The following is a 22,402-nucleotide window of genomic DNA, read 5'->3' on the forward strand; positions in this document are numbered from 1 at the left end:
CTCTCCTATCGCGCGGGGGCGCTTCGGGCGCCCATATAGGTTGTCAGAATGGCGGCCTTGTCCGGCGCAATCGCGGCGATGATCCGGGCGCCGGTTTCGGGATTGACCCGCATCAGGATCTCGGCCGAGAAATTCGCCGGCAGGCTGGACAGCACCGCGGCGGCTTCTTTCGGCTTCATCGCCTCATAGACCGCGACCAGACGCGCCACGTCGGCATCGACCGCACGCTGGTCGCTGGTTCGCGATTTGCCGATCGACGGCCCGGCATCCTTCAGGCGCCTCAATTCTGCGGTGATGCTGGCGCGGGCGGCGGCGATCTCGGCCTTCTTGCCGTCGAGTTCCGCCAGGGCCTTCCTGATACGGTCTTCGCGTATCCGCAGTTCCTCGACCAGGGCCACCACCTCGGGGATGTCGCCGCAACCGGCCAGAAGGTCGGCAGCGGCCGGTGGCGCCGCTTCGGTCGCCGAGGGCGACCAGGGCAGCGCCGCGATGGGCAGAAGCGTGGCCGCCAGAATCGGCAGGGTCAGCCTAGCCATCCGCGCCCTCCAGCAGGGGTGCGCGCGGGCGCAGCCGCCGGGGACCGGGCACCACCGCACGCGCCAGTTCGGATTGCAGCGCCCAATAGGCTTTCTCGTTGCGCGACGCCTCGATGGCGCGGGCCAGATCACCCGAAGCGGCCTCCGCCTCGGCACGCGCGCGCCGAATCGCGTGATCGAGGCGCGAAATTTCCGAGGTCATCACGGCAATCGCGCCGCCAAGGCCGGTTTCAAGGTCGTTCAGCCGCCGCAACCGACGCGAAAGCAGAAAGCAGTAAATGGCCAGCGGCAGGGCCGTCAGGGCACTGATCATCGGCAGGATCATGGTCAGGCTCATTGGATCGCGAACTCCGTGATCAGGATGTTGTCAATGACGCCGCTGCCCAGCACCATATCGGCACGGGCACGCAATTCGGCACGGATGATTTCCAGCACCCCGCGGCGGTCGATGGCGGCCGGGTCGATGTCGCTGAGAAAGCGGGTGAAGCTGTCCGAAATCCGGGGCATCAGCATTTGCACCTGCGCGACCTTCTCGGGCGCGCATTCGATCTTGATGCTCAGAACCAGTTGGCGACTGCGGCCGGCCATCGGAACCATGATCCGGGGGACATCGACGAAGCCGATGGCAGGCTGCGCTTCCTGGGTATGTTCGCCGCCCGAAAGCAGGGCCGAGGGGCTGACGACGCCCAGATAGCTGGCCGCGGATCCGCCAATACCGGCCACCAGCACAGCGGCTGCCAGGACCGGCTTTCGGCGCCCCGATCGCGCCGATCCCGCCGGGGTTTCGTCGATGGCGAGTGTTTCGGACATGGTGATTCTCCTCGTTCGAGTTGAGGATTACCACCCGGCGACTAACCAATAATTAACGCCGCCCGTGCAAGAAGGTCTCGATCGAAGAAGTCGAATCGAAGGGGACGGTCTTGCAGGAACTGCAGAAATTCTGGGCGGAGCGGACCGCTCGCCAACGCATGGCGATCCTTGGGGGATTTGTCGTTAGCTTTCTGCTGGTATTGGCCTTTGTCGCGCTGGCTGGCCGAACGCAGATGGCGCTGCTCTATTCCGGGCTGGACGATGCGCAGGCCGGCCCCGTGGTGGCCCATTTCGACCAGAGCGGTGTCGCCTATGAGTTGCGCGCCGGCACGATCTGGGTCGACGAATCACAGCGGGACCGGCTGCGCATGGACCTCGCCGCGCAGAATCTGCCGCAGCAGGGTGGTGCGGGTTACGAAATTCTCGACCAGATGTCGGGATTCAGCACCACCTCGCAGATGTTCGACGCCGCCTATTGGCGCGCCAAGGAAGGCGAGCTTGCCCGAACCATCCTCTCCATTCCCTCGGTGCGGTCGGCGCGCGTTCACCTGACTGCGCCGCAGTCGCGGGGTTACCGCGACCAGCAGCCCGGTTCGGGGTCGGTCACGGTGGTCACGGACGGCACGCCGCTGACCCAGGCGCAGGCGAATTCCATGCGATTTCTGGTTGCCTCTGCGGTGCCGAAGCTGACGCCCGACGCCGTCTCGGTCATCGATTCGGCGCGCGGTATCGTCCAGCCGGCGAAAAACGAAGCTGCGAGCGACCGCGAGACCCGCATCAAGGAAAACGTCGAGCGGATCCTGACCCCGCATGTCGGTGCCGGCAACGCCATCGTCGAGGTCAGCATCGATCTGGTCACCGAGGCCGAGCAACTGACCGAGCGGAGTTTCGATCCGACCCAGCGGGCGATGATCTCGCAGGAAACCGAGGAAATGACTGACGAAAGCAGCATGGCGGAAAACGGCGCGGTCACGGCGGCGTCGAATCTGCCGGAACAACCCGGTCAGGCCGGCGACAAGCAGCAGTCCCAGCGGGCCGAGACGCGTCAGCGCGCGAATTACGAGGTCGGCAGTGTGACCCGACAGATCGATCGCCGCCCCGGCGCGATACGGCGCCAAAGCGTGGCGGTTCTTGTGAATGGCGTTCCCAGCGAGGGCGCGAACGGCGAAACCCTGAACGTGCCCCGGACCGAGCCGGAACTGGAGGCGATCCGCGAGCTTGTGGCAGCCGCCATGGGATTTGACGAAGCGCGCGGCGACGAATTGACGGTGAAGTCGATGCCCTTCGTCGCGACCGCACCCGAGGGCACCCAGGTTGGGCATGAAAGCGGCCTGATCGACCGTCTGGCGCTGGATTCATTGGCCTGGCTTGCAGTGGTCGGTATCTTCGCGCTGTTGGCGCTCGCGCTGACGCTGCGGGCGCTGCACAAAGGCAGCGGCGCGCGGGGGACTGCGCAGCTGGACAATTCGGCGCCGCCGTCCGCGCCTGCCTTACCCGACCTGCAGATCGCCACGCCCGTGGCGGGAACGGCCGACATGCCGATGCTGACGATGGCCGCCGCCGATTTCGATTTCGACCGCCCCGGCGGCTCGCTTCTGCCCGGCGCGGACCCGGTGGCCCGTCTGAAACAGCTGATGAAGGAGCGTCAGGACGAAACCGTTCGCCTGCTGAACGGATGGATCGGCGATGACGAGAGGTCCGCGACATGAGCGCCGCGCTGAGACTCGAAGATTTCGCCCGGCCAGCCGCGCCGCGCGCGCCCGTCTTTTCGGCTGCGGATATGGCTGCGGAATATGCCCGCGGACACACCGCAGGGGAAGCGGCGGCACGAGATGCCGACATGGAAGCCGTGACCGCAGCGCTACGGCAAGCGGCGGAGAAGGCCGCATGTCTGCAGGATGCTCGCGCCGAGGTCATTGCGGAAGTTCTGGGGGCGGTGGCGCCGGTCCTTCAGGCAATCAGCCGTCAGCTTGCTGCGGATATGGAAGACCGGCTGACGCGGACGATTACGGCCGAACTCGAACGGCTGTGCCTGGCCGGTCTCGACCCGACCTGCCGTATTGCCGCCGATACGCGGCTGATCCAGCGCCTGTCCAGGCGTGTCGAGCAGCTTGGTCTCAGCCATGTCACCCTTCTGCCCGGCCCCCGCACCGAGATCACCTTCAACGGTGGTCGCATCGCCATCGATCCCACCGAGATCACCGATCAGATAGCCGCCCTGCTGGCCGAGCTGTCGCCTTCCGAGGAGTGACGAATGGACCTGCATCAAACCGTTGTGACCGACAATATCCCGGTCGAAATCTCGGTCCGTATCGGCCGCCGCCGGATGACGGTCGCCGAGCTGTCCGGCCTGAAGGAAGACGATGTGCTGCCGCTGGATCAGGGCGTCGGCGATCATGTCGAGATCTGCGTCGGCGATCATGTGATCGCCTATGGCGAGTTGGTCGCGGACGACGATGATGGCGGCCGCCTGATGCTGCGCATCGTCCGCGCTGCCGGAGAGGCGGCGTGATTTCCGTCCGCCCGGTTGCGCGGCTGCGGGGATTGCTGGTCGGACTGCTGCTGGTGCTGGCGCCGCTGGCAGCACTCTCGCAAACCGTCCCCGACGCGCCCCCGGCCGAGACGACTGAAAACGGCACCACGTCGCAAGGGCTGGATGCGGCCGTCTCGTCCGCCCTGTCTGCGGCCAGCGGCGCCCTCGACGGCGCCTCGGGCGGCGTGGGGCAAAGCTCGATCCTGCTGTTTCTCGGCCTGACCGTTCTGTCGCTGGCGCCTGCGATTGCGATTACCGTGACCTGCTTTCCGTTCATGGTGACGGTACTGTCGATCCTGCGCCAGTCGCTGGGGCTGCAACAGTCGCCGCCCAACATGCTGATCGTCAGCCTGGCGCTGTTCCTGACCTGGTTCGTCATGGACCCGGTGCTGAAGGAGGCATGGGCGCAGGCAGGGCCGCCCCTGCAATCGGGCCAGATCGGCATCATCGAGGCGCTGTCGCGCGCGATCGGGCCGTTCGAACACTTCATGGCGATCCGAACCGATCCCGCGATCCTCGACGAGATGCGCTCGCTCGCGCCGCCCGATCCCGGCGGCGATGGGCTGCGACTGCTCATCCCGTCCTTCATGCTGACCGAGCTTCAGCGCGCCTTCGAGATCGGCTTTCTGATCGCGCTGCCCTTTCTGGTCATTGATCTGGTGGTCTCGGCGGTGCTGATGGCGATGGGGATGATGATGGTGCCGCCCGCCATCGTGGCGCTGCCGTTCAAGCTGGCCTTCTTCGTGGTTGTGGACGGTTGGGCGCTTCTGTCGGCCGCGCTGGTGCGCGGCTATCAATAGGCGCGGCGCCTCGGCACGGCCCCGGTGAGATGGCGCGCGGCCGCGCGTCCGGGCCGGGCAGGCGCCATCGCGCAAAGCCTGCGCCTTTGCCCTTGGGATCGCCGATCCGTGTCCTATATTGGAGCTGACGCGCGCCCTGCGGGCGCCAGCCATGCCGAAGGATACCATGACCAATATCAATCAGATCGCCTGGGACGATACCGTGTTGCCGTTCCAGCTCGACCGCTCCTCGATCCGTGGCCGGATCGCGCGGCTTGACGGGGTGCTGGACCATATCCTCAGCCGCCACGACTACCCGGCCCCGGTCGCCAACGCCGTGGCCGAGCTTGCGCTGCTGACCGCACTGATCGGCCAGACCGTGAAGCTGCGCTGGAAACTGTCGCTGCAAGTGCGCGGCAATGGGGCGCTGCGCACCATCGCCGCCGACTATTACGCGCCGGAAACCGAGGGCGGGCCCGCCCGCCTGCGTGCCTGGGCCAGCTTCGACGAGACGCGGCTGACCGATGCCCCCCATTTCGATCAGATCGGCGAGGGCTATTTCGCCATTCTCATCGACCAGGGCGCGGGCAATCTGCCCTATCAGGGGATCACGCCGCTGGCCGGTGGGTCGCTTTCGGCCTGCGCGGGGACATATTTTGCGCAATCAGAACAGCTGCCGACCAGTTTCGCGCTGTCCTACGGCCGCTCGACCCTGCCGGGTCAGCGCGAGGGCTGGCGGGCTGGCGGGATCATGCTGCAGACGCTGCCGACACAACCCATGTCCGGCGAAGGCGGCAGCGGCGAGGGTGGCCTGATCGAGGCTGCCGACATCCTGCAGGGTGCCGAATCCGAGGATTGGAACCGTGCCAACCACCTGCTCGCCACGGTTGAGGAGATGGAACTGATCGGCCCGACGCTCGCCCCGACCGAGCTGCTCGTCCGGCTGTTCCACGAAGAAATGCCCCGCGTCTTCGATCCGCAGCGGGTCGAGTTCGGTTGCACCTGCACCGAGGACCGGGTGCGCGGCACACTGTCGATCTATTCGCAGAAGGACATCGCGCACATGACCACCGAAGATGGCCGCGTCACCGCCGATTGCCAGTTCTGCGGCGCGCATTACGAATTCGACCCGAAATCGCTGGGCTTCGAAGCGACCGTTGATGCCGATGGCAAGCCGCTGGCCGAAACCGGCCAGGACGACGCCCGGCAATGACATCGCGCGCCGGAACCTCTCCGGCCGGAATGGGGGCGCCGCGTGACCACGCGGCGCCCATGCGCGCTTCAGCCCCCCCAGCGGGCGAAATGCTGATCGCCCGATTGCAGGCAGCGCTTGCCGCCGAAACCGCGCCGAGTTCGGATTTCGACGCCAATCCGCGCCTCTCGCCCGAACCGCCTTTGCGTGACGCGGGCGTCCTCGCCGCCTTTCATGAAGACGATGGGCGCCTTTTTCTGACCACGCGCGCCGCGACCATGCGCCACCACCCTGGCCAGATCGCGTTGCCTGGCGGCAAGGTGGACCCCGGCGATGCCGATGCCATCGCCGCCGCCCTGCGCGAGGCGCAGGAGGAAATCGGTCTGGACCCGCGCCAGTTGACCCTGATCGGCACGCTGCCGCCGCATCTGACCGTGACCCGCTTTCGCATCACCCCGGTGGTGGCGGTGATCCGCGGGCCGTTCACGCCGATCGCCGAGCCCGGCGAGGTGGCCGAGGTCTTCGCGCTGCCCTTCGACCATATCGCCAGCCCGGCCAATTACCGTCTGGAGGGCCGGATCTGGCGCGGCGAGTGGCGCGCTTATAGCGTCGCGCCTTACGGGCCCTATTATCTGTGGGGGGCGACGGCGCGCATTCTGCTCGGGCTGGCCGAAAGGCTGTCGGCATGAGGATCGAAGCCGCTTTCCTGACCGACCCGGCGCTGCAATCTGTGCTGTCCATGCTGGAATCCGGCGGCCACCGGGCGCTGATCGTCGGCGGCGCAGTGCGCAACGCGCTGCTGGATCAACCGGTCGGCGATGTCGATATCGCCACCGATGCGCGGCCGGAACGCGTGGCTGAACTGGCCCGCGCGGCGGGCCTCAAACCCGTGCCGACCGGCATCGAGCACGGCACCATCACCGTCGTGGCGCTTGGCACCCCGTTCGAGGTCACCACCTTCCGCCGCGACGTGGAAACCGACGGCCGCAACGCCACCGTGGCTTTTTCCGATCGCATCGGCGACGATGCCGCGCGCCGCGATTTCACCATGAATGCGCTTTATGCGGATGCCTCGGGCGTGGTTCTGGACCCGGTCGGCGGCCAGTCCGACCTGCAATCGCGAACCCTGCGCTTTGTCGGCACACCCGCGGATCGTATCCGCGAGGATTATCTGCGCATCCTGCGTTTCTTCCGTTTCCTCGCCTGGTATGCCGATCAACCCGCACCGGGGACGGTCGAGGCGATTACCGCCGAACGGGGTGGCCTGCCGCGCGTCTCGGCCGAGCGGATCGGGGCCGAGATGCGCAAGCTTCTGGCCGCCCCGGACCCCGCCCCGGCAGTCGCGCTGATGGCCGAGACCGGGGTGCTTTCGCAGATCCTGCCCCAGGCGGACCCGACCCCGCTGCCCGCACTGATCGCAGCCGAAGCGGCCCATGGCGAGGCGCCCGACTGGCGGCGGCGGCTGACCGCCATCGCCCCGGCAGATGCGACCGAAACCCTGCGGCTGTCCCGCGCCGACAGCACTCGGCTGGCGGCGCTGGAACAGGCGCAGACGCTTGATATCGACGAGGCGGGGTTTCGCCACGGCCGCGACATCGCCCGCGACGCCGCGCTGATCCGGCTGGCGCGGGGCGATGTTCTGCCGCCCGACTGGCCGGAACGGATCAGTCGCGCGGCTTCGGCCCCGCTGCCGATCGCAGCGGCCGACCTGATGCCGGAACTGACCGGCCCCGCCGTTGGCCGCGGCCTGAAAGCGGCCGAGCGGGCGTGGATTGCCTCGGGCTTCCGCGCGCCGCGGGCGGCGCTGATCGCCGCCGCACAGGAAGGCGGGGGGGCGCCGGCATGAACCTGCACGCTCCCTTTACCAGGCTGATCGACGCTTTCCGCCCCGCCGAGGGCCCGCCCCCCCAGACCTTGACCCGTTTCATCGGCTGGGCGCTGTCCGGGGCCGGGCGGGGCCTGGGCGTGGCTGCGCTGGCATCGGTCGCAGCAGGCGTGGTCGATGTCGCGTCCGCCACGCTGCTGGGGGCGGTAATCGACGGCGTCACCAGCGCGCCGCCCGGTCAGGTCTGGTCGGCGAGCTGGCCGGTTCTGCTGGGTTTCGTGCTGTTCTTCCTGATGCTGCGGCCGGTTGTGGTCGGGCTGTCGACGGCGTCGTCCAACATGATCGTCGGGCCGAACATTCTGCCCCTGGTGCTGTCGCGGCTGCATCGCTGGACGATGGGACATGCGGTCAGCTTCTTCGACAATGATTTCGCGGGCCGGCTGGCGCAGAAACAGATGCAGACCGCCCGCGCCGTCACCGATGTCGCAGCGGAGATGGTGAACGTGGTCGCCTTTGCCCTGGCGACGGTGCTGGGATCGGCCTTCTTCCTGCTGTCGGTCGACGGCTGGGGGGCGATCGCGCTGCTGATCTGGTTGGGCGCCTATCTGGGCCTTATCCGCTTTTTCCTGCCGCGCATCCGCAGCCATTCGGCGGCGCGTGCCTCGGCCCGCGCGATGATTACAGGGCAGGTCGTCGATACCATCACCAATATCAAGACCGTCAAGCTGTTCGCCCATGCCGAGCACGAGGACCGCGCCGCCCTGACCGCCATGGCCGGTTTCCGCGAGAAGGCGCTGGATTTCGGCGTGGTTTCGACCTGGTTCCGGCTGTCGCTGATGACGCTGGCGGGCCTGCTGCCGGTCATCCTGATCGGCGGCGCGGTGCTGCTTTATCAGCAGGGACAGGCCACGGCGGGCGATATCGCGGCCGCAGGCGCCATCGCGCTGCGGCTGTCGCAGATGACCGGCTGGGTCAGCATGTCGCTGATGAGCATCTGGGGCTCGGTGGGCGAGATCGAAGACGGGATGAAGACCCTGTCGCCGCCGCACGGCCTGACCGATCTGCCGGATGCACAGCCTCTGCCCCGCGCCGAAGGGCTGATCGAGTTCGACCGGGTCAGCTTCACCTATGGGCGCAAGGACGGGCGCGGGGGCGTGCGCGATATCAATCTGACTATCCGGCCCGGCGAACGGGTGGGGCTGGTGGGGGCCTCGGGCGCAGGGAAGTCCACGCTCGTGGGGCTGCTGCTGCGGCTTTACGATGTTGAGAAGGGCGCGATCCGCATCGATGGCCGCGATATTCGCGATGTGACGCAGGAAAGCCTGCGCCAGCAGATCGGCATGGTCACGCAGGAAACCGCGATGTTCAACCGCTCGGCGCGCGAGAATATCCGCTATGGCCGCCCAGATGCGACCGAGGCCGAGATCGAAGCGGCGGCGGCGGCTGCCGAGGCGGACGGCTTCATCGCCGCCATGCAGGACCATGCCGGCCGCCTGGGCTACGACGCCCATCTGGGCGAGCGCGGCGTAAAACTGTCGGGCGGCCAGCGCCAGCGCATCGCCCTCGCCCGCGCATTTCTGAAAGACGCGCCGATCCTGATCCTGGACGAGGCGACCTCGGCGCTGGATAGCGAGGTCGAGGCGGCGATCCAGACCTCGCTGGACAGGGTGATGGCCGGCAAAACAGTGCTGGCGATCGCACACCGGCTGTCCACCATCGCCGAAATGGACCGGATCGTGGTGATGGACGAGGGCCGCATCGTCGAGGAAGGCACCCACGCGGCGCTGCTGGCCCAGGGCGGCACCTATGCCCGCTACTGGAACCGCCAATCGGGCGGCTTTCTGGGCACGGATGAAGCGGAAGCGGCAGAATGACCGAATGGGTGGTGGAACGGCTGGGCCGCAGGGGCGACGGTGTCCTGCGCGGGCCCGAAGGTCAGCAGGCGCTGGCGGCGCGCGTCCTGCCGGGCGAGGTCGTCGCGGGCGAGCCGGTCGATGGCCGGATAGCGGCTCCGAAAATCGTGACGCCCTCGGCTGCACGGGTGGTGCCAGACTGCCCCCATTATGCCAGTTGCGGAGGCTGCTCGCTGATGCACGGCGCCGACAGGTTCGTCGCGCGCTGGAAGGCGCAGATGGTCGAAACCGCGCTCGCCGCGCATGGGATCGCGGCGACGATCGGCGGGCTTGCCACTTCGCCCGCGCGGTCGCGGCGTCGGGCGGTGCTGTCGGGTCGGCGGACGAAAAAGGGCGTGACGCTGGGGTTTCATGGCCGCGCCTCGGACCAGATCGTCGATATTACCGACTGCCATGTGCTGCGCCCAAGGATCACCGCGGCCCTGCCCGTGCTGCGCGAGATGGTGGCGGCCGGCGGCTCGCGCGGGGGTGAAATCGGCCTGACCGTGACCGATGGGCCCAATGGGCTGGATGTCGCCGTGACCGGGGCCAAGCCACTGGATCCCGCGCTGTCGGCGCAGTTGACCGCGTTGATGGAACGCGCCGATCTGGCGCGGCTGCATTGGGGCGATGAAAGCCTCACCCGCCGCGCGCCGGTGCAGGTGATGGGTCGGGCGCGGGTCGTCCCGCCGCCCGGCGCCTTCCTGCAGGCAACCGCCGAAGGCGAGGCCGCATTGCTGAGCGTGGTGCGAAAATCCCTCGTCGGGGCGACGCGGATCGTTGACCTGTTCGCCGGTTGCGGGACCTTCAGCCTGCCGCTGGCCGCCAACGCTGATGTCCACGCGGTCGAGGGGCTGGCCGCCCCGCTGGAGGCGCTGGATGCCGGATGGCGCGCCGCGACCGGCCTGCACCGCATCACCACCGAGACCCGCGACCTTGCCGGCCGGCCGCTTCTGCCGGACGAGCTGAACCGCTTCGACGGCGCGCTGATCGACCCGCCGCGCACAGGCGCTGCCGCCCAGGCCGCGCAGCTGGCGGCATCGGACCTGCCCCGCGTGGCCTGGGTCAGCTGCGATCCGGTCACCTTCGCCCGCGACGCGAAAACCATGATCGAGGGCGGCTATCGCATGGGCCCCATCTTCGTCGTGGACCAGTTCCGCTGGTCGCCCCATGTCGAGACGGTGACCAGCTTCGTCAGGGACTGACCCGCGACCAAGAGGAAGGGAGACCCCATGCCGATGCCCTTCACCTATCGCCACGCCAGCGAGGAATGGCGGCGCTATCTGAAAAACCTGCGCGAGCGGACGCTGATTGACAGCGACAATGTCCTCTATACCGCGACCGAAGGTCTGTTTCGCGCCTTCCGCGCCCGCGTTCCGCCCGATCAGGTGCTCGCCTTCGGCGACGAACTGCCCGCTGTGCTGAGGGCCATTCTGGTCTGGCGGTGGGATATCGCGGCGCCGCTGCGGCCATGGTGCCCGCGCGCCGGGATAGACGCCGAAATCCGGGCCCTGCGGCCGGATCACAATTTCGCGCCGGCAGGGATCATCGATGATCTGGTCTGGGCCATCCGGCAGGAAACGCGCCAGATCGACCTGGACCGCGTGCTGATGCGGATGGGGCCAGAGGCGCAGGCGCTCTGGGCGCCCGTCGCGGATCAGACGAACAGTTCGACGCGTTCCTGAGCACCGACACCGAAGATACGCTTGTATCGCTCGATCTCGTCCTTCGGACCCATTGCCTTTGCCGGGTTGTCCGACAGCTTGACCGTCGGGCGGCCGTCGGCCTCGACCGCCTTGCAGACGAGGCTGAGCGGGTCCAGCCCGTCACCTTTGACCAAACCGCGGAAATCATTGGTCAGAAGCGTCCCCCAACCAAAGCTGGCTTTCACCCGTCCGTTGAAACGGTGATACAGATCCTTGATATCCGCAACGTCCAGCCCGTCCGAGAAGATCACCAGCTTTTCGCGGGGGTCTTCGCCCTTCTGCTTCCACCATTCGATGGCGATTTCCGTGACCTTCACCGGATCGCCGCTGTCGACACGGATGCCGGTCCACCCCGCCAGCCAGTCGGGCGCGCCCTTCAGAAAACCCTCGGTGCCATAGGTGTCGGGCAGGATGACGCGCAGGTTGCCGTCATGTTCCTCCTGCCAGTCGGCCAGCACGCGGTAGGGGGCCTGCCGCAGCTCCTCGTCGTCATTCGCCAGCGCGGCATAGACCATAGGCAGTTCATGGGCGTTGGTGCCGATGGCTTCCAGATCGCGGCGCATGGCGATCAGGCAGTTCGAGGTGCCGATGAACTTGCCGTCCGGCGCATTGCCCAGCCCCTCGCCCATCGCCTGCACGCACCAGTCCTGCCACAGATAGCTGTGACGCCGCCGGGTGCCGAAATCGGCGATCTTCAGATGCGGCAGGGTGTCGAGCTCGGTGATTTTCTCCCAGATCCGGGTCATCGCGCGGGCATACAGAACCTGCAGTTCGAACCGGCCCATATCCTTGGTGACCGCGCGCGAGCGCAGTTCCATGATGATGGCGAGCGCGGGAATTTCCCACAGCATCACCTCGGGCCATTTGCCTTCGAAGCGCAGTTCATACTGGCCGTCGCGTTTGGTCAGTTCGTATTCGGGCAGCTGGACGTTCTCCAGCCATTCCATGAAATCAGGGCGGAACATCTGCCGCTTGCCGTAAAAGGTGTTCCCACGCAGCCAGGTCGATTCGCCACGCGTCAACCGCAGTGCGCGGACCTGATCCAGCTGCTCGCGCAGTTCGACCTCGTCCACGATGTCGGCCAGACGCACGGATGTGGTGCGGTTGATCAGCTGAAAGGTGACGCTGGTGTCGGGCTTGTTGCGAAAAACCGACTGACACATCAACAGCTTGTAAAAATCCGTGTCCAGAAGCGAACGCACGATCGGGTCGATTTTCCAGCGGTGGTTATAGACCCGCGCCGCGATATCGACATTGGGCATCATCATGTCAGCGTCACTCCTGCTGCGCGCATCGCCGCGCGCGCCGCCGCGCGCGAGCCGTTCAGGTCGATGGCCCGCGTGGCGTCTTCGATCACGCGGGCGGTGAAGCCCAGCCTTGCCGCATCGATGGCCGACCAGGCGACGCAGAAATCATGGGCGAGGCCGACAAAATCCACCCGCATCAGGCCACGCTCGCGAAGATATCCCTCCAACCCGGTGCGGGTGTGGTGGTCGTTCTCGAAAAACGCGGAATAGCTGTCGATCGCGGGATGATATCCCTTGCGGATGATCATGTCCGCCACATCGACGGCCAAGGCGGGATGAAAGGCGGCGCCGGGCGATCCGATCACGCAATGCTGCGGCCACAGCACCTGCGGGCCATAATCCATCTGGACCGTGCTGAAGGGTTCGGCACCGGGATGGTTGTCGACGAAACTGGAATGGTCGGCGGGGTGCCAGTCCTGCGTCAGGATGACGGCGTCGTAATCGGCCATCAGGTCGTTGATGGGGGCAATGATTTCGTCCCCGCCGGTGACCGCAAGGCGGCCGCCAGGGCAGAAATCGACCTGCGCGTCGATCACGATCAGGGCTGTCGGCATCCTGGCCTCCTTCGTCAAGTATTTGGTAGCAGCTAGGGGGCGGGCGTCAATGGCGGCCCTCTGGACATGGGCGGGCAGCGGACGTATCGCCGGAATATGCTGACCGTCGCCGCGTTGTATCACTTCACCCGCTTTCCCGACCCCGAGGCGCTGAAAGCGCCCCTCGCCCGCATCGCCTGCGCGAACGGGGTTCGCGGCACGTTGCTGCTGGCGTCCGAAGGCATCAACGGCACCATTGCGGGCACCCGAGAAGGTATTGACGCGGTTCTGGCCCATATCCGCAGCGTGCCTGGTTGCGAAGATCTGCTCTGGAAGGAAAGCCCGGCCCAGACGATGCCCTTCGGCCGCATGAAGGTCCGCATCAAGCGCGAGATCGTCACCATGGGCCAGCCCGACATCGACCCGACCGCCCGCGTCGGCCATTATGTCGCGCCGGGCGATTGGAATGCGCTGATTTCGGCCCCCGATGTGGCGGTGATCGACACCCGCAACGATTACGAGGTCGAGATCGGCAGTTTTGCCGGCGCCGTGGACCCGGCCACGCGGACCTTCCGGGATTTCCCGGCCTGGTGGCAGCAAAATGCCGAACGCTTCAAGGGCAAGCGCATCGCCATGTTCTGCACCGGCGGAATTCGCTGCGAAAAATCAACGAATTACCTGATTTCGCAAGGGGTTGAGGACGTCTTCCACCTGCAGGGCGGCATCCTGAAATATCTGGAAGATGTGCCGGAAGCCGACAGCCTGTGGCAGGGCGAATGCTTCGTCTTTGACCAACGCGTCAGCCTTGGCCACGGGCTGCGGCACGGCAGCTATGAGCTGTGCCATGCCTGCCGCAGGCCCTTGGCCGCCGCCGACAAGGGCCGCCCGGAATATGAGGAAGGCGTCAGCTGCCACCGCTGCGCCGCCGAATACAGCGACACCGACCGCGCGCGCTTCCGCGAACGCCAGCATCAGGTCGACCTCGCCCGGCAACGCGGCACCGGCCATATCGGCGCGGTTCTGGACCGCGACGAGGCAGGCTGATGCTGGCGATCTTCCTGAAAACGCTTCCATTTTTCATGTTGATCGGGCTCGGTTGGGCCGCCGCACGCACCCGTTTCTTCCCGCCCGAGGCCGCCGCCTGGCTGACCCGCTTCGTCTTCTATTTCGCGCTGTCGGCCATGCTGTTCCGCTTCGCCGCCACGCTGGAAATCAGCCAGATCTGGGACCCGGCCTTCGCGGCGGCCTATCTGGCGGGCTCGCTTTTGGTCTGGGGGATCGGCCTTGCCGTCGCCCGCGCCCGCAAGCTGAACTGGTCCGAAGCCGCGATGGAGGCGCATTGCTGCGTTATCGGCAATACCGGTTTTCTGGGCGTCCCCATGCTGGTGGCCCTGATGGGGGACGCCGCCGCCGGGCCGGTCCTGCTGGTGCTGATCGTCGATCTGGTCGTCTTCTCGACGCTGATCACCCTGATCATCACCGCCGCCCGCCAAGGCCGGATGAGCCTTGCGATGATCTGGTCGCTGCTGCGCGGACTGATCGCGAACCCGATGATCGTCTCGCTTCTGGCCGGGCTGATCTGGTCCGGCGCGGGCCTGCCGCTGCCCGGCCCGGTGCTGGAATTCCTGACCATCCTGTCCGCCGCCGCAACCCCCGGCGCGCTGTTCGCCATCGGCGCCAGCCTTGCCGGACGCCGCGCCGACCGCCCCGCCACCGCGATCTGGCTGTCAACGGCCAAGCTGGTGCTGCACCCGGCCTCGGTCGGGATCGCCGCGATTCTGCTGGCGGTTGACCCCTTCGCAGCGGGCGTCATGATCGCCGCCGCCGCCCTTCCCGTGGCGGGCAATGTCTATATGCTCGCGCAATATTTCGGCATCGCCGTGCAGCGCGTTTCCTCGGCGATCCTGATTTCCACCGCCGCCAGCGTGCTCACCATTCCAATCGTCATGCACCTGATCGAGAAAGGCTGATCCCCATGCCCCGTATCGCGGATCTGAAACTGGACAACATCCTGCTGGAGGTCGACGATCTCGGCATCGCCACCGTCACCCTGAACCGCCCGGCCAAGCGCAACGCGCTGAACGAGGCGACCATCGACGAGTTGATCGAGATCTTCCGCACCCTGCCCCGCGACGGCGTGCGCGCCTGTGTGCTGCGCGGCGCGGGTGACCATTTCAGCGCCGGGCTGGATCTGGTCGAACACCACGCCGCCGACCGCTCGCCCGCGGATTTCATGCATGTCTGCCTGCACTGGCACGAGGCCTTCAACAAGATGGAATATGGCGGTGTGCCGATCATCGCGGCGCTGAAGGGCGCAGTGGTCGGCGGGGGCCTGGAGCTCGCCTCGGCCGCGCATATCCGCGTGATCGATCACAGCGCCTATTTCGGGCTGCCGGAAGGGCAGCGGGGCCTGTTCACCGGCGGCGGCGCCACCATCCGCGTGGCCGATCTGATCGGCAAGTCGCGGATGATCGACATGATGCTGACCGGCCGGCTGTATAAGGGCGAGGAAGCAGTGACGGTGGGCCTCGCGAATTACATGGCCGAGGACAGCCTCGCCAAAGCCTACGAGATCGCGCGGCGCTGCGCCGAGAACCTGCCGCTGACGAATTTCGCCATCTGCTCGGCCATCAGCCACATGCAGAACATGTCACCGCTCGATGCGTCCTATGCCGAATCGGTGGTGGCAGGCGTGGTGAACACGCAACCCGCCGCGCGCGAAAGACTGGCGGCGTTCCGCGACGGCAGCGGGCCGCGCATCAAACCGACGCAGGGTTGATGCTACACATTGGCGCCCCGTCTCCCTAGATTGGGACCAGCATTTAAAGGGGGAACCTTCATGTCCGATTCCGATATCGTCATTCTGTCCGGCGCACGCACTGCCATCGGCACCTTTGGCGGCAGCCTCGCCGCGATTCCGCCGATCCAGCTCGCCGCAACCGTCACCAAAGCCGCGATGGAGCGCGCAGGCGTCGCGCCCGAGCAGATCGGCACCGTGGTCTTCGGCCATGTCATCAACACCGAGCCGCGCGACATGTATCTGTCCCGCGTCGCCATGCTGGACGCCGGCGTCCCCGACACCACGCCGGCGATGAACGTCAACCGGCTGTGCGGATCGGGCGCGCAAGCGATCGTGTCGGCGGTGCAGTCGCTGGCCCTCGGCGATGCCGATTTCGCCGTCGCGGGCGGGGCCGAATCGATGTCGCGCGCGCCTTATGCGGTGCCCTCGGCCCGGTTCGGCGCCAAGATGGGCGACGTGCAGATGCTGGACATGATGACCGGCGCGCTGACCTGTCCGATGGGCACCGGCCATATGGGCGTGACGGCGGAAAACGTCGCGGCCGAAAACGACATCACCCGCGAGGCGCAGGACGCGTTTGCGCTGGAATCGCAGAACCGCGCCGCCCGCGCCATCGCCGAGGGCCGCTTCAAGGACCAGATCGTCCCGGTCGAGGTGAAGACCCGCAAGGGCGTCGTGGCCTTCGACACCGACGAGCATCCGAAGCAGACCTCGGCCGAGGCGCTGGCGGGGCTGCGCACGGTGTTCAAGAAGGACGGGACGGTGACGGCGGGCAATGCCTCGGGCATCAATGACGGCGCAGCGGCGGTTGTGCTGGCCCGCGCCGATGCCGCGAAGGCCGCCGGGCTGACCCCGCGTTTCCGCGTTCTGGATTACGCCGTGGCGGGTGTCCGCCCCGAGGTCATGGGCATCGGCCCGGTGCCCGCCGTCCAGAAGCTGCTGGAAGAAACCGGCCTGACCGTGGCTGATTTCGACGTGATCGAATCGAACGAGGCTTTCGCCGCGCAGGCACTTGCCGTGAACAAGGAACTGGGCCTCGACCCGGCCAAGGTGAACCCGAACGGCGGCGCCATCGCACTCGGCCACCCGGTGGGCGCGACCGGTGCGCTGATCACCGTGAAGGCGATGTATGAACTGGACCGTATCGACGGCAAGCGCGCGCTGATCACCATGTGCATCGGCGGCGGCCAGGGCATCGCGCTGGCGATCGAACGGATCTGATCCGTCCTTCCGACAACAGCCGGCGCACCATCCTGCGCCGGCATTTTCATGACATGGCTCCGCAGGGCCCCGGAACGCGCCCCGCCCGAGCAGGTGGGCCGCGTCTGCCGGCCGGCCTCGGGCCCGTGCGGCGCCGGCGCCCGCCCCGTCCTCTGCATTGACGCCCGCCCTCAGCCATGCGAACCCTGAGGCCGCTTTGATGGGGGCCGGGATGGCTGATTTTCTTGCCGATGTGGCACAAGCCGAAGCCGCCCTGCGCGATCTGTTCCCGGCCACGCCGCTGCAACTGAACGAGCATCTGTCTGCCCGCTACGGGGCGGAGATCTGGCTGAAGCGCGAGGATCTGACGCCGGTGCGCAGTTACAAGCTGCGCGGGGCCTTCAACGCCATGCGCAAGGCGCTTGCCGCGGGGAGCACCCGGCATTTTGTCTGCGCCAGCGCCGGCAATCACGCGCAGGGCGTGGCCTTCGCCTGCCGTCATTTCGGCGCGAAGGGCACGATCTTCATGCCGGTCACCACGCCCAAGCAGAAGATCGACAAGACCCGCATCTTCGGTGGCGACAGCATCGAGATCGTGCTGACCGGCGATTATTTCGACCAGACGCTGGCCGCCGCACAGAAATTCGCCGCCGACCGGGGTGCGGCCTTCCTGTCCCCCTTCGATTCCGCCGACGTTATCGAAGGCCAGGCCACCGTCGCGCGCGAGATGGTGGAGCAGCTGCCGGGTGCGCCCGATCTGGTGGTACTGCCGGTCGGCGGCGGTGGTCTGGCGGCGGGGGTCACCCGCTATCTGTCGACCGCGGGCGCGCCAACCCGGTTCTTCTTCGCCGAGCCTCTGGGCGGCGCCAGCCTGAAAGGCGCATTGGCGGCAGGCGAACAGGTCACCCTGCCCGGCGTGGACAGTTTCGTCGACGGGGCCGCCGTCGCCCGCATCGGCGATCTGCCCTTCGCCCATCTGCGCGGCTTTTCCCCCGATCAGGTCCTGACCGCCCCTGAGGACCGGCTCAGCATCACCATCCTCGAAATGCTGAACGTCGAGGGCATCGTGCTGGAACCCGCAGGCGCGCTTGCCGTCGATGTGTTGCGCGATCTGGGCGCGGCGGGTGAACTGAGCGGCCGCCGCGTCGTCTGCATCTGCTCGGGCGGCAATTTCGATTTCGAGCGCCTGCCCGAGGTCAAGGAACGCGCCCAACGCTACGCCGGGTTGAAGAAATACTTCATCCTGCGCTTGCCCCAGCGCCCCGGCGCGCTGCGCGATTTTCTGGAAATGCTGGGCCCGAATGACGATATTGCCCGGTTTGAATATCTGAAGAAATCGGCCCGGAACTTCGGCTCGGTCCTGATCGGGATCGAAACCTCGGACCCGGCCAATCTGACGGCGCTGATGGCGCGTCTGGATACCAGCGGCTTCACCTATCAGGACATCACCAGCGATGAACTGCTGGCCCAGTTCCTGATCTGACCCGACATCGGGACCACCCGCCCGATACCGCCAGTCGCCCCTCAGGCCACGCCACTCTGCCGTTTGCCGGTTCCGGCCACGAAATCCCGCTTGGTCGCCGCATAGCAATCCAGCAGCCCGGCCAGGTCGAACTCTGCCTGCTGGCCGTGCCGAACCTGAACCTCGCCCCGCTGGCAAAGCTGACCGAAAGTGGTGAACCCCAGATTTGCTGCGCTGCCCTTCAGAAAATGCAGATCATTCTCAAGCTGATGGGCATCGTCATGTTCGATGCGCATGACGATGCCTTCCACCTCGTCCAGAAACAGTTCGATCACCGAAGCGAAATCCGCTTCGCCCAACTCCTCGCGCAGGATTTTTACCCGTTCCCAGTCGATCATACCGGCCCCCCGAATCGCCCGATGGCCTGACCATAGCGCAGCCGTCCTAATGCCCCCTTAACGCCCCCGCTACTTGTGAGGTGCGCCAAAACCGCATAATGCAAGGCGAAATCAGAAAGGACTCGTCATGACCGCGCCGAAGAAAGTCGTGCTCGCCTATTCCGGGGGCCTCGACACCTCGATCATCCTGAAATGGCTGCAGACCGAATATGGCTGCGAGGTCATCACCTTCACCGCCGATCTGGGTCAGGGCGAGGAGCTGGAGCCGGCGCGCGCCAAGGCCGAACTGCTGGGCATCAAGCCCGAGAACATCCACATCGTCGACGTGCGCGAGGAATTCGTCCGCGATTTCGTCTTCCCGATGTTCCGCGCCAACGCGGTCTACGAGGGGCTCTATCTGCTCGGCACCTCGATCGCGCGGCCGCTGATTTCCAAGCATCTGGTCGAGATCGCCCATCAGCACGGCGCCGATGCCGTGGCCCATGGCGCGACCGGTAAGGGCAACGATCAGGTCCGGTTCGAACTTTCGGCCTATGCGCTCGACCCCTCGATCCGGGTCATCGCGCCGTGGCGGGAATGGGATCTGACCAGCCGCACCAAGCTTCTGGAATTCGCCGAGGCGAACCAGATCCCGATCGCCAAGGACAAGCGCGGCGAGGCGCCGTTCAGCGTCGATGCGAACCTGCTGCACACCTCCTCCGAAGGCAAGGCGCTGGAAAACCCGGCCGAGGAAGCGCCCGATTACGTCTATCAGCGCACGGTTTCGCCCGAGGATGCGCCCGATACGCCCGAATATATCGAAATCACCTTCGAAAAGGGCGATGCGGTGGCGATCAATGGCGAGGCGATGTCGCCCGCGACCGTGCTGACCGTGCTGAACGACTATGGTCGCAAGCATGGCATCGGTCGGCTGGATTTCGTCGAAAACCGCTTTGTCGGCATGAAGTCCCGCGGCATCTATGAAACCCCCGGCGGCACCATCCTGCTGGAGGCCCATCGCGGCATCGAACAGATCACGCTGGACGCGGGCGCGGGCCATCTGAAGGACTCGATCATGCCGCGCTATGCCGAGCTGATCTATAACGGTTTCTGGTTCAGCCCCGAACGCGAGATGCTGCAGGCTCTGATCGACAAGTCGCAGGAACATGTCACCGGCACCGTGCGGCTGAAGCTGTACAAGGGCAATGTGAACACGGTTGGCCGTTGGTCGGATCATTCGCTTTACAGCGAAAAGCACGTGACCTTCGAAGATGACGCCGGCGCCTACGATCAGAAAGACGCGGCGGGTTTCATCAAGCTGAACGCGCTGCGCCTGAAGCTGATCGGCAACCGGAACGCCAAGTTCAAGTAAGGCGCACCGACTGCCAGCCACAGGCCGTGCGACTACGCTTACAGCTGGTCGCGCGGCCCTTCCGTTTCTGGCGGATAGACGATGCGGCCGGCGTGTTGGATCACCGCGCCCGGCGTCAACACCGCGGGCTCAAGCCGTCCTTCGCCCATGACATGCAAGACCTGCCGTCCCTGCGCGATCAGGTAATCGGCGACGATCCGGCGATGACACCGCCACCACACCGCTTCGGAACACATCACGGTCAGCGGCTGTTCGGCACCCTGCCGCAGGATATGGTCGAGACCGCTGCGAAACTCTGGTGACAACGCGTAATCGGCGTAATTGTGAAAGCTGCGGTTGCGCCACAGCGCATTCACCTCGAACGGCACATCGCGCGCCTTGCCGCGCAAGCCGCCAAGATGGGCGACATGTTCATACCCAATCCCCTCGGCTGCCAGAGCGGCAGACAGCACATCCTGATTGAACTGGGGATTGGCGCGCGACATCGGCATTTTGCGGATATCTGCGACGCAACCGACACCCGCATCCCGGATCAGCGCGATGAAATCCTGAAGGCTGCGGTCGGAATGGCCGACGGTGAAGAAGGGGGTCGTCACGGATCACTCAAGACGCAATGCCCCGCCTTTATGAGCGGCGACATGGTCGGTCCTGTCGCTTTTGATCTCGTATTGCGGATCATCCGGGCTAGCGTGATGGGTATAGCCTTTATAGTCGAAATCACTGGTATGCACCGCGATGATCGTGCCAAAGACGCGCCCCGCCTCGGAGTTCCAACTGACGTGATCGCCGATCTTGAATCTCTCCGTCATCTGCGCCTCCATCATTCTGGCAGCAGTGCCCCGCGCCCGAAGCGCCGCTCGCGAAAGGGTCAATCGCAGCGAGACCTGCCGGTCATGGCAGCGCGCCGCAGGGGCATCCGCCCGGAAGCCTAAGCCGGCACGCTGCCGCAAGCCAAGCAGCGTTTTCCATGCTCGGCCGGTTTCCGCAGCCCCTTTTCATCGGCGCTGCGCCCGCACAGAATGGGCAAGGATCACCGAAGGCTCTCTCATGACCGAACAGAACGCGCCCGCCCGCATCGCCATCGTTACCGTTTCCGACCGCGCCGCATCGGGCGAATACGAGGATAAGGGCGGCCCCGGCGCCGAGGCGTGGCTGCGCGATACCGTCACCTCACCGATGGAAATCACGCGCATCATCATCCCCGACGGCCGTGAAAGCGTCGCCGAAACGCTGATCGCGCTCTGCGACGATCAGGGCACCGACCTGATCCTGGTGACCGGCGGCACCGGCCCCGCGCCGCGCGACCTGACGCCCGAGGCGGTCGCCGACATCGCCCATCGCGAATATCCCGGCTTCGGCGAGGAAATGCGCCGCGCCTCGCTTCTGGAGGTGCCCACGGCCATCCTGTCGCGCCAGACCGCCGTCAGCCGGGGCAAAACGCTGATCATCACCATCCCCGGCAAGCCCTCGGCCATCGCGACCTGCCTGAACGCGGTTTTCGCCGCCGTGCCTTACTGCCTAGATCTCCTGGGCGCGGCGTGGATCGACACCGACCCGGCCCGGATCAAGGCGTTCCGGCCCAAAGGAAAATAGCGCAATGTCAGCGGGCGGTTCTCATGATGGCTGCTATTTCTTCTTCCTTCGCAAACGCCATTCCAACAACTTGCCGCATTTCGAGGATCGCTTCGGCCTGACCATCACCCCCACAACCTTCGAGGTCATGGACGATGCACACCAAGAGATCCTATTCTCAAACTCCCATCTAGCAGAGCTGACGTCCTTCCTGGACGCCAGCCCCGATTCGCATTTCAATCTGTATCTTCAGGACTCGCGAGCGCAGAGTTTCCTGTTCTGCCATCGTCCCGAGGACCATCATGTACTCGGGATTCCTTACGAATTGCTGAACGACGCTAAATTATTGTCCGCTGCAAAGCGTTTAGGCGCAATTCTCGGCTGGGGCTTTCACGATGCGCCCCCGTTCGATCAGATCGGCGAGATGCGTCACACCGCCAATGCTGCGCATTCGATCTTCCGTCGCTATCGCAAGGGCCAGTTGATCGCGGCGGATTGAAAAAGCC

Annotated in this window: 26 protein-coding genes; 18 read left to right on the forward strand and 8 right to left on the reverse strand. The window is 66.0% G+C overall.

What is annotated here, in order from left to right:
- Positions 1 to 5 precede the first annotated feature (5 nt).
- The 3 genes from H1S04_RS08395 to H1S04_RS08405 are packed head-to-tail and all read right to left on the reverse strand — an operon-like array spanning position 6 to position 1,346.
- Positions 6 to 536 (reverse strand): MotE family protein, encoded by a 531-nt coding sequence (locus tag H1S04_RS08395; protein WP_181745040.1) that lies wholly within the window; start codon positions 534 to 536, stop codon positions 6 to 8.
- Complete coding sequence (locus tag H1S04_RS08400; protein ID WP_181745041.1) at positions 529 to 873, reverse strand: hypothetical protein; 345 nt, start codon at positions 871 to 873, stop codon at positions 529 to 531. Before H1S04_RS08400 ends, H1S04_RS08395 begins: the two co-directional genes overlap by 8 nt.
- A complete protein-coding gene (locus tag H1S04_RS08405) occupies positions 870 to 1,346 on the reverse strand; it encodes a flagellar basal body-associated FliL family protein (RefSeq protein WP_181745042.1) in 477 nt (158 codons plus the stop codon). Before H1S04_RS08405 ends, H1S04_RS08400 begins: the two co-directional genes overlap by 4 nt.
- Before the next feature lie 110 nt (positions 1,347 to 1,456).
- Between H1S04_RS08405 and fliF the strand changes: the two genes are divergently transcribed.
- The 10 genes from fliF (at position 1,457) to H1S04_RS08455 (ending at position 11,252) form a co-directional block, all read left to right on the forward strand.
- Complete coding sequence (gene fliF / locus H1S04_RS08410) at positions 1,457 to 3,055, forward strand: flagellar basal-body MS-ring/collar protein FliF (protein WP_181745043.1); 1,599 nt, start codon at positions 1,457 to 1,459, stop codon at positions 3,053 to 3,055.
- Positions 3,052 to 3,597 (forward strand): hypothetical protein, encoded by a 546-nt coding sequence (locus tag H1S04_RS08415; RefSeq protein ID WP_181745044.1) that lies wholly within the window; start codon positions 3,052 to 3,054, stop codon positions 3,595 to 3,597. Before fliF ends, H1S04_RS08415 begins: the two co-directional genes overlap by 4 nt.
- 3 nt (positions 3,598 to 3,600) lie before the next feature.
- A complete protein-coding gene (locus H1S04_RS08420) occupies positions 3,601 to 3,858 on the forward strand; it encodes a FliM/FliN family flagellar motor switch protein (protein ID WP_181745045.1) in 258 nt (85 codons plus the stop codon).
- Positions 3,859 to 4,022: 164 nt separating this feature from the next.
- A complete protein-coding gene (locus tag H1S04_RS08425) occupies positions 4,023 to 4,679 on the forward strand; it encodes a flagellar type III secretion system pore protein FliP (protein ID WP_255435549.1) in 657 nt (218 codons plus the stop codon).
- 166 nt (positions 4,680 to 4,845) lie between these two features.
- Complete coding sequence (locus H1S04_RS08430; protein ID WP_181745046.1) at positions 4,846 to 5,871, forward strand: Hsp33 family molecular chaperone HslO; 1,026 nt, start codon at positions 4,846 to 4,848, stop codon at positions 5,869 to 5,871.
- An 89-nt stretch (positions 5,872 to 5,960) separates the two neighbouring features.
- Positions 5,961 to 6,539 carry a CoA pyrophosphatase gene (locus H1S04_RS08435; protein WP_181745450.1) on the forward strand — a complete coding sequence of 193 codons (579 nt, stop codon included), beginning with the start codon at positions 5,961 to 5,963 and terminating at the stop codon, positions 6,537 to 6,539.
- The gene (locus H1S04_RS08440; protein ID WP_181745047.1) at positions 6,536 to 7,696 is read left to right on the forward strand and encodes a CCA tRNA nucleotidyltransferase; all 1,161 of its coding nucleotides are present in this window, start codon (positions 6,536 to 6,538) and stop codon (positions 7,694 to 7,696) included. The genes H1S04_RS08435 and H1S04_RS08440 overlap by 4 nt, the downstream gene beginning before the upstream one ends.
- Positions 7,693 to 9,549 (forward strand): ABC transporter ATP-binding protein, encoded by a 1,857-nt coding sequence (locus H1S04_RS08445; protein WP_181745048.1) that lies wholly within the window; start codon positions 7,693 to 7,695, stop codon positions 9,547 to 9,549. The genes H1S04_RS08440 and H1S04_RS08445 overlap by 4 nt, the downstream gene beginning before the upstream one ends.
- Entirely contained in the window at positions 9,546 to 10,772 is a 1,227-nt protein-coding gene (locus H1S04_RS08450) for a class I SAM-dependent RNA methyltransferase (protein WP_181745049.1), read from the forward strand. Before H1S04_RS08445 ends, H1S04_RS08450 begins: the two co-directional genes overlap by 4 nt.
- Before the next feature lie 27 nt (positions 10,773 to 10,799).
- The gene (locus H1S04_RS08455; protein ID WP_181745050.1) at positions 10,800 to 11,252 is read left to right on the forward strand and encodes a DUF2267 domain-containing protein; all 453 of its coding nucleotides are present in this window, start codon (positions 10,800 to 10,802) and stop codon (positions 11,250 to 11,252) included.
- On the opposite strand, the gene pncB is transcribed toward H1S04_RS08455, so the two are convergent.
- Both pncB and pncA read right to left on the reverse strand, forming a co-directional pair.
- A complete protein-coding gene (gene pncB, locus H1S04_RS08460) occupies positions 11,225 to 12,541 on the reverse strand; it encodes a nicotinate phosphoribosyltransferase (protein ID WP_181745051.1) in 1,317 nt (438 codons plus the stop codon). The genes H1S04_RS08455 and pncB overlap by 28 nt on opposite strands.
- A complete protein-coding gene (gene pncA / locus H1S04_RS08465; protein WP_181745052.1) occupies positions 12,538 to 13,134 on the reverse strand; it encodes a bifunctional nicotinamidase/pyrazinamidase in 597 nt (198 codons plus the stop codon). The genes pncB and pncA overlap by 4 nt, the downstream gene beginning before the upstream one ends.
- Before the next feature lie 96 nt (positions 13,135 to 13,230).
- Here pncA and H1S04_RS08470 point away from each other — a divergent pair, with 96 nt between their 5' ends.
- The 5 genes from H1S04_RS08470 (at position 13,231) to ilvA (ending at position 18,596) form a co-directional block, all read left to right on the forward strand.
- Positions 13,231 to 14,157 carry a rhodanese-related sulfurtransferase gene (locus H1S04_RS08470; protein ID WP_181745053.1) on the forward strand — a complete coding sequence of 309 codons (927 nt, stop codon included), beginning with the start codon at positions 13,231 to 13,233 and terminating at the stop codon, positions 14,155 to 14,157.
- Positions 14,157 to 15,083, forward strand: coding sequence for an AEC family transporter (locus H1S04_RS08475; RefSeq protein ID WP_181745054.1), 927 nt, complete (start codon positions 14,157 to 14,159; stop codon positions 15,081 to 15,083). The genes H1S04_RS08470 and H1S04_RS08475 overlap by 1 nt, the downstream gene beginning before the upstream one ends.
- A gap of 5 nt (positions 15,084 to 15,088) precedes the next feature.
- A complete protein-coding gene (locus H1S04_RS08480) occupies positions 15,089 to 15,892 on the forward strand; it encodes a crotonase/enoyl-CoA hydratase family protein (RefSeq protein WP_181745055.1) in 804 nt (267 codons plus the stop codon).
- Positions 15,893 to 15,952: 60 nt separating this feature from the next.
- Positions 15,953 to 17,134: an acetyl-CoA C-acyltransferase family protein gene (locus H1S04_RS08485; protein WP_181745056.1), complete on the forward strand. Its 1,182-nt coding sequence runs from the start codon at positions 15,953 to 15,955 to the stop codon at positions 17,132 to 17,134.
- A 211-nt stretch (positions 17,135 to 17,345) separates the two neighbouring features.
- The gene (gene ilvA / locus H1S04_RS08490; RefSeq protein WP_181745057.1) at positions 17,346 to 18,596 is read left to right on the forward strand and encodes a threonine ammonia-lyase IlvA; all 1,251 of its coding nucleotides are present in this window, start codon (positions 17,346 to 17,348) and stop codon (positions 18,594 to 18,596) included.
- Positions 18,597 to 18,637: 41 nt separating this feature from the next.
- Here ilvA and H1S04_RS08495 read toward each other — a convergent pair whose 3' ends face one another.
- On the reverse strand, positions 18,638 to 18,973 hold the full coding sequence (locus H1S04_RS08495) for an Hpt domain-containing protein (protein ID WP_181745058.1): 336 nt from the start codon (positions 18,971 to 18,973) through the stop codon (positions 18,638 to 18,640).
- A 127-nt stretch (positions 18,974 to 19,100) separates the two neighbouring features.
- On the opposite strand from H1S04_RS08495, the gene H1S04_RS08500 reads away from it, so the two are divergent.
- On the forward strand, positions 19,101 to 20,324 hold the full coding sequence (locus H1S04_RS08500) for an argininosuccinate synthase (protein WP_181745059.1): 1,224 nt from the start codon (positions 19,101 to 19,103) through the stop codon (positions 20,322 to 20,324).
- 38 nt (positions 20,325 to 20,362) lie between these two features.
- Here the strand turns inward: H1S04_RS08500 and H1S04_RS08505 are convergent, their stop codons facing one another.
- Positions 20,363 to 20,920, reverse strand: coding sequence for a DUF488 family protein (locus tag H1S04_RS08505; protein ID WP_181745060.1), 558 nt, complete (start codon positions 20,918 to 20,920; stop codon positions 20,363 to 20,365).
- A 3-nt stretch (positions 20,921 to 20,923) separates the two neighbouring features.
- Positions 20,924 to 21,133, reverse strand: a complete 210-nt coding sequence (locus H1S04_RS08510; RefSeq protein ID WP_181745061.1) for a DUF2945 domain-containing protein — start codon at positions 21,131 to 21,133, stop codon at positions 20,924 to 20,926.
- Positions 21,134 to 21,371: 238 nt separating this feature from the next.
- On the opposite strand from H1S04_RS08510, the gene mog reads away from it, so the two are divergent.
- Positions 21,372 to 21,917: a molybdopterin adenylyltransferase gene (mog, locus tag H1S04_RS08515; protein WP_181745062.1), complete on the forward strand. Its 546-nt coding sequence runs from the start codon at positions 21,372 to 21,374 to the stop codon at positions 21,915 to 21,917.
- A 4-nt stretch (positions 21,918 to 21,921) separates the two neighbouring features.
- The gene (locus H1S04_RS08520; protein ID WP_181745063.1) at positions 21,922 to 22,395 is read left to right on the forward strand and encodes a hypothetical protein; all 474 of its coding nucleotides are present in this window, start codon (positions 21,922 to 21,924) and stop codon (positions 22,393 to 22,395) included.
- Positions 22,396 to 22,402 lie beyond the last annotated feature (7 nt).

Source organism: Paracoccus sp. S1E-3 (assembly GCF_013868135.1).
Classification (GTDB): domain Bacteria; phylum Pseudomonadota; class Alphaproteobacteria; order Rhodobacterales; family Rhodobacteraceae; genus Paracoccus.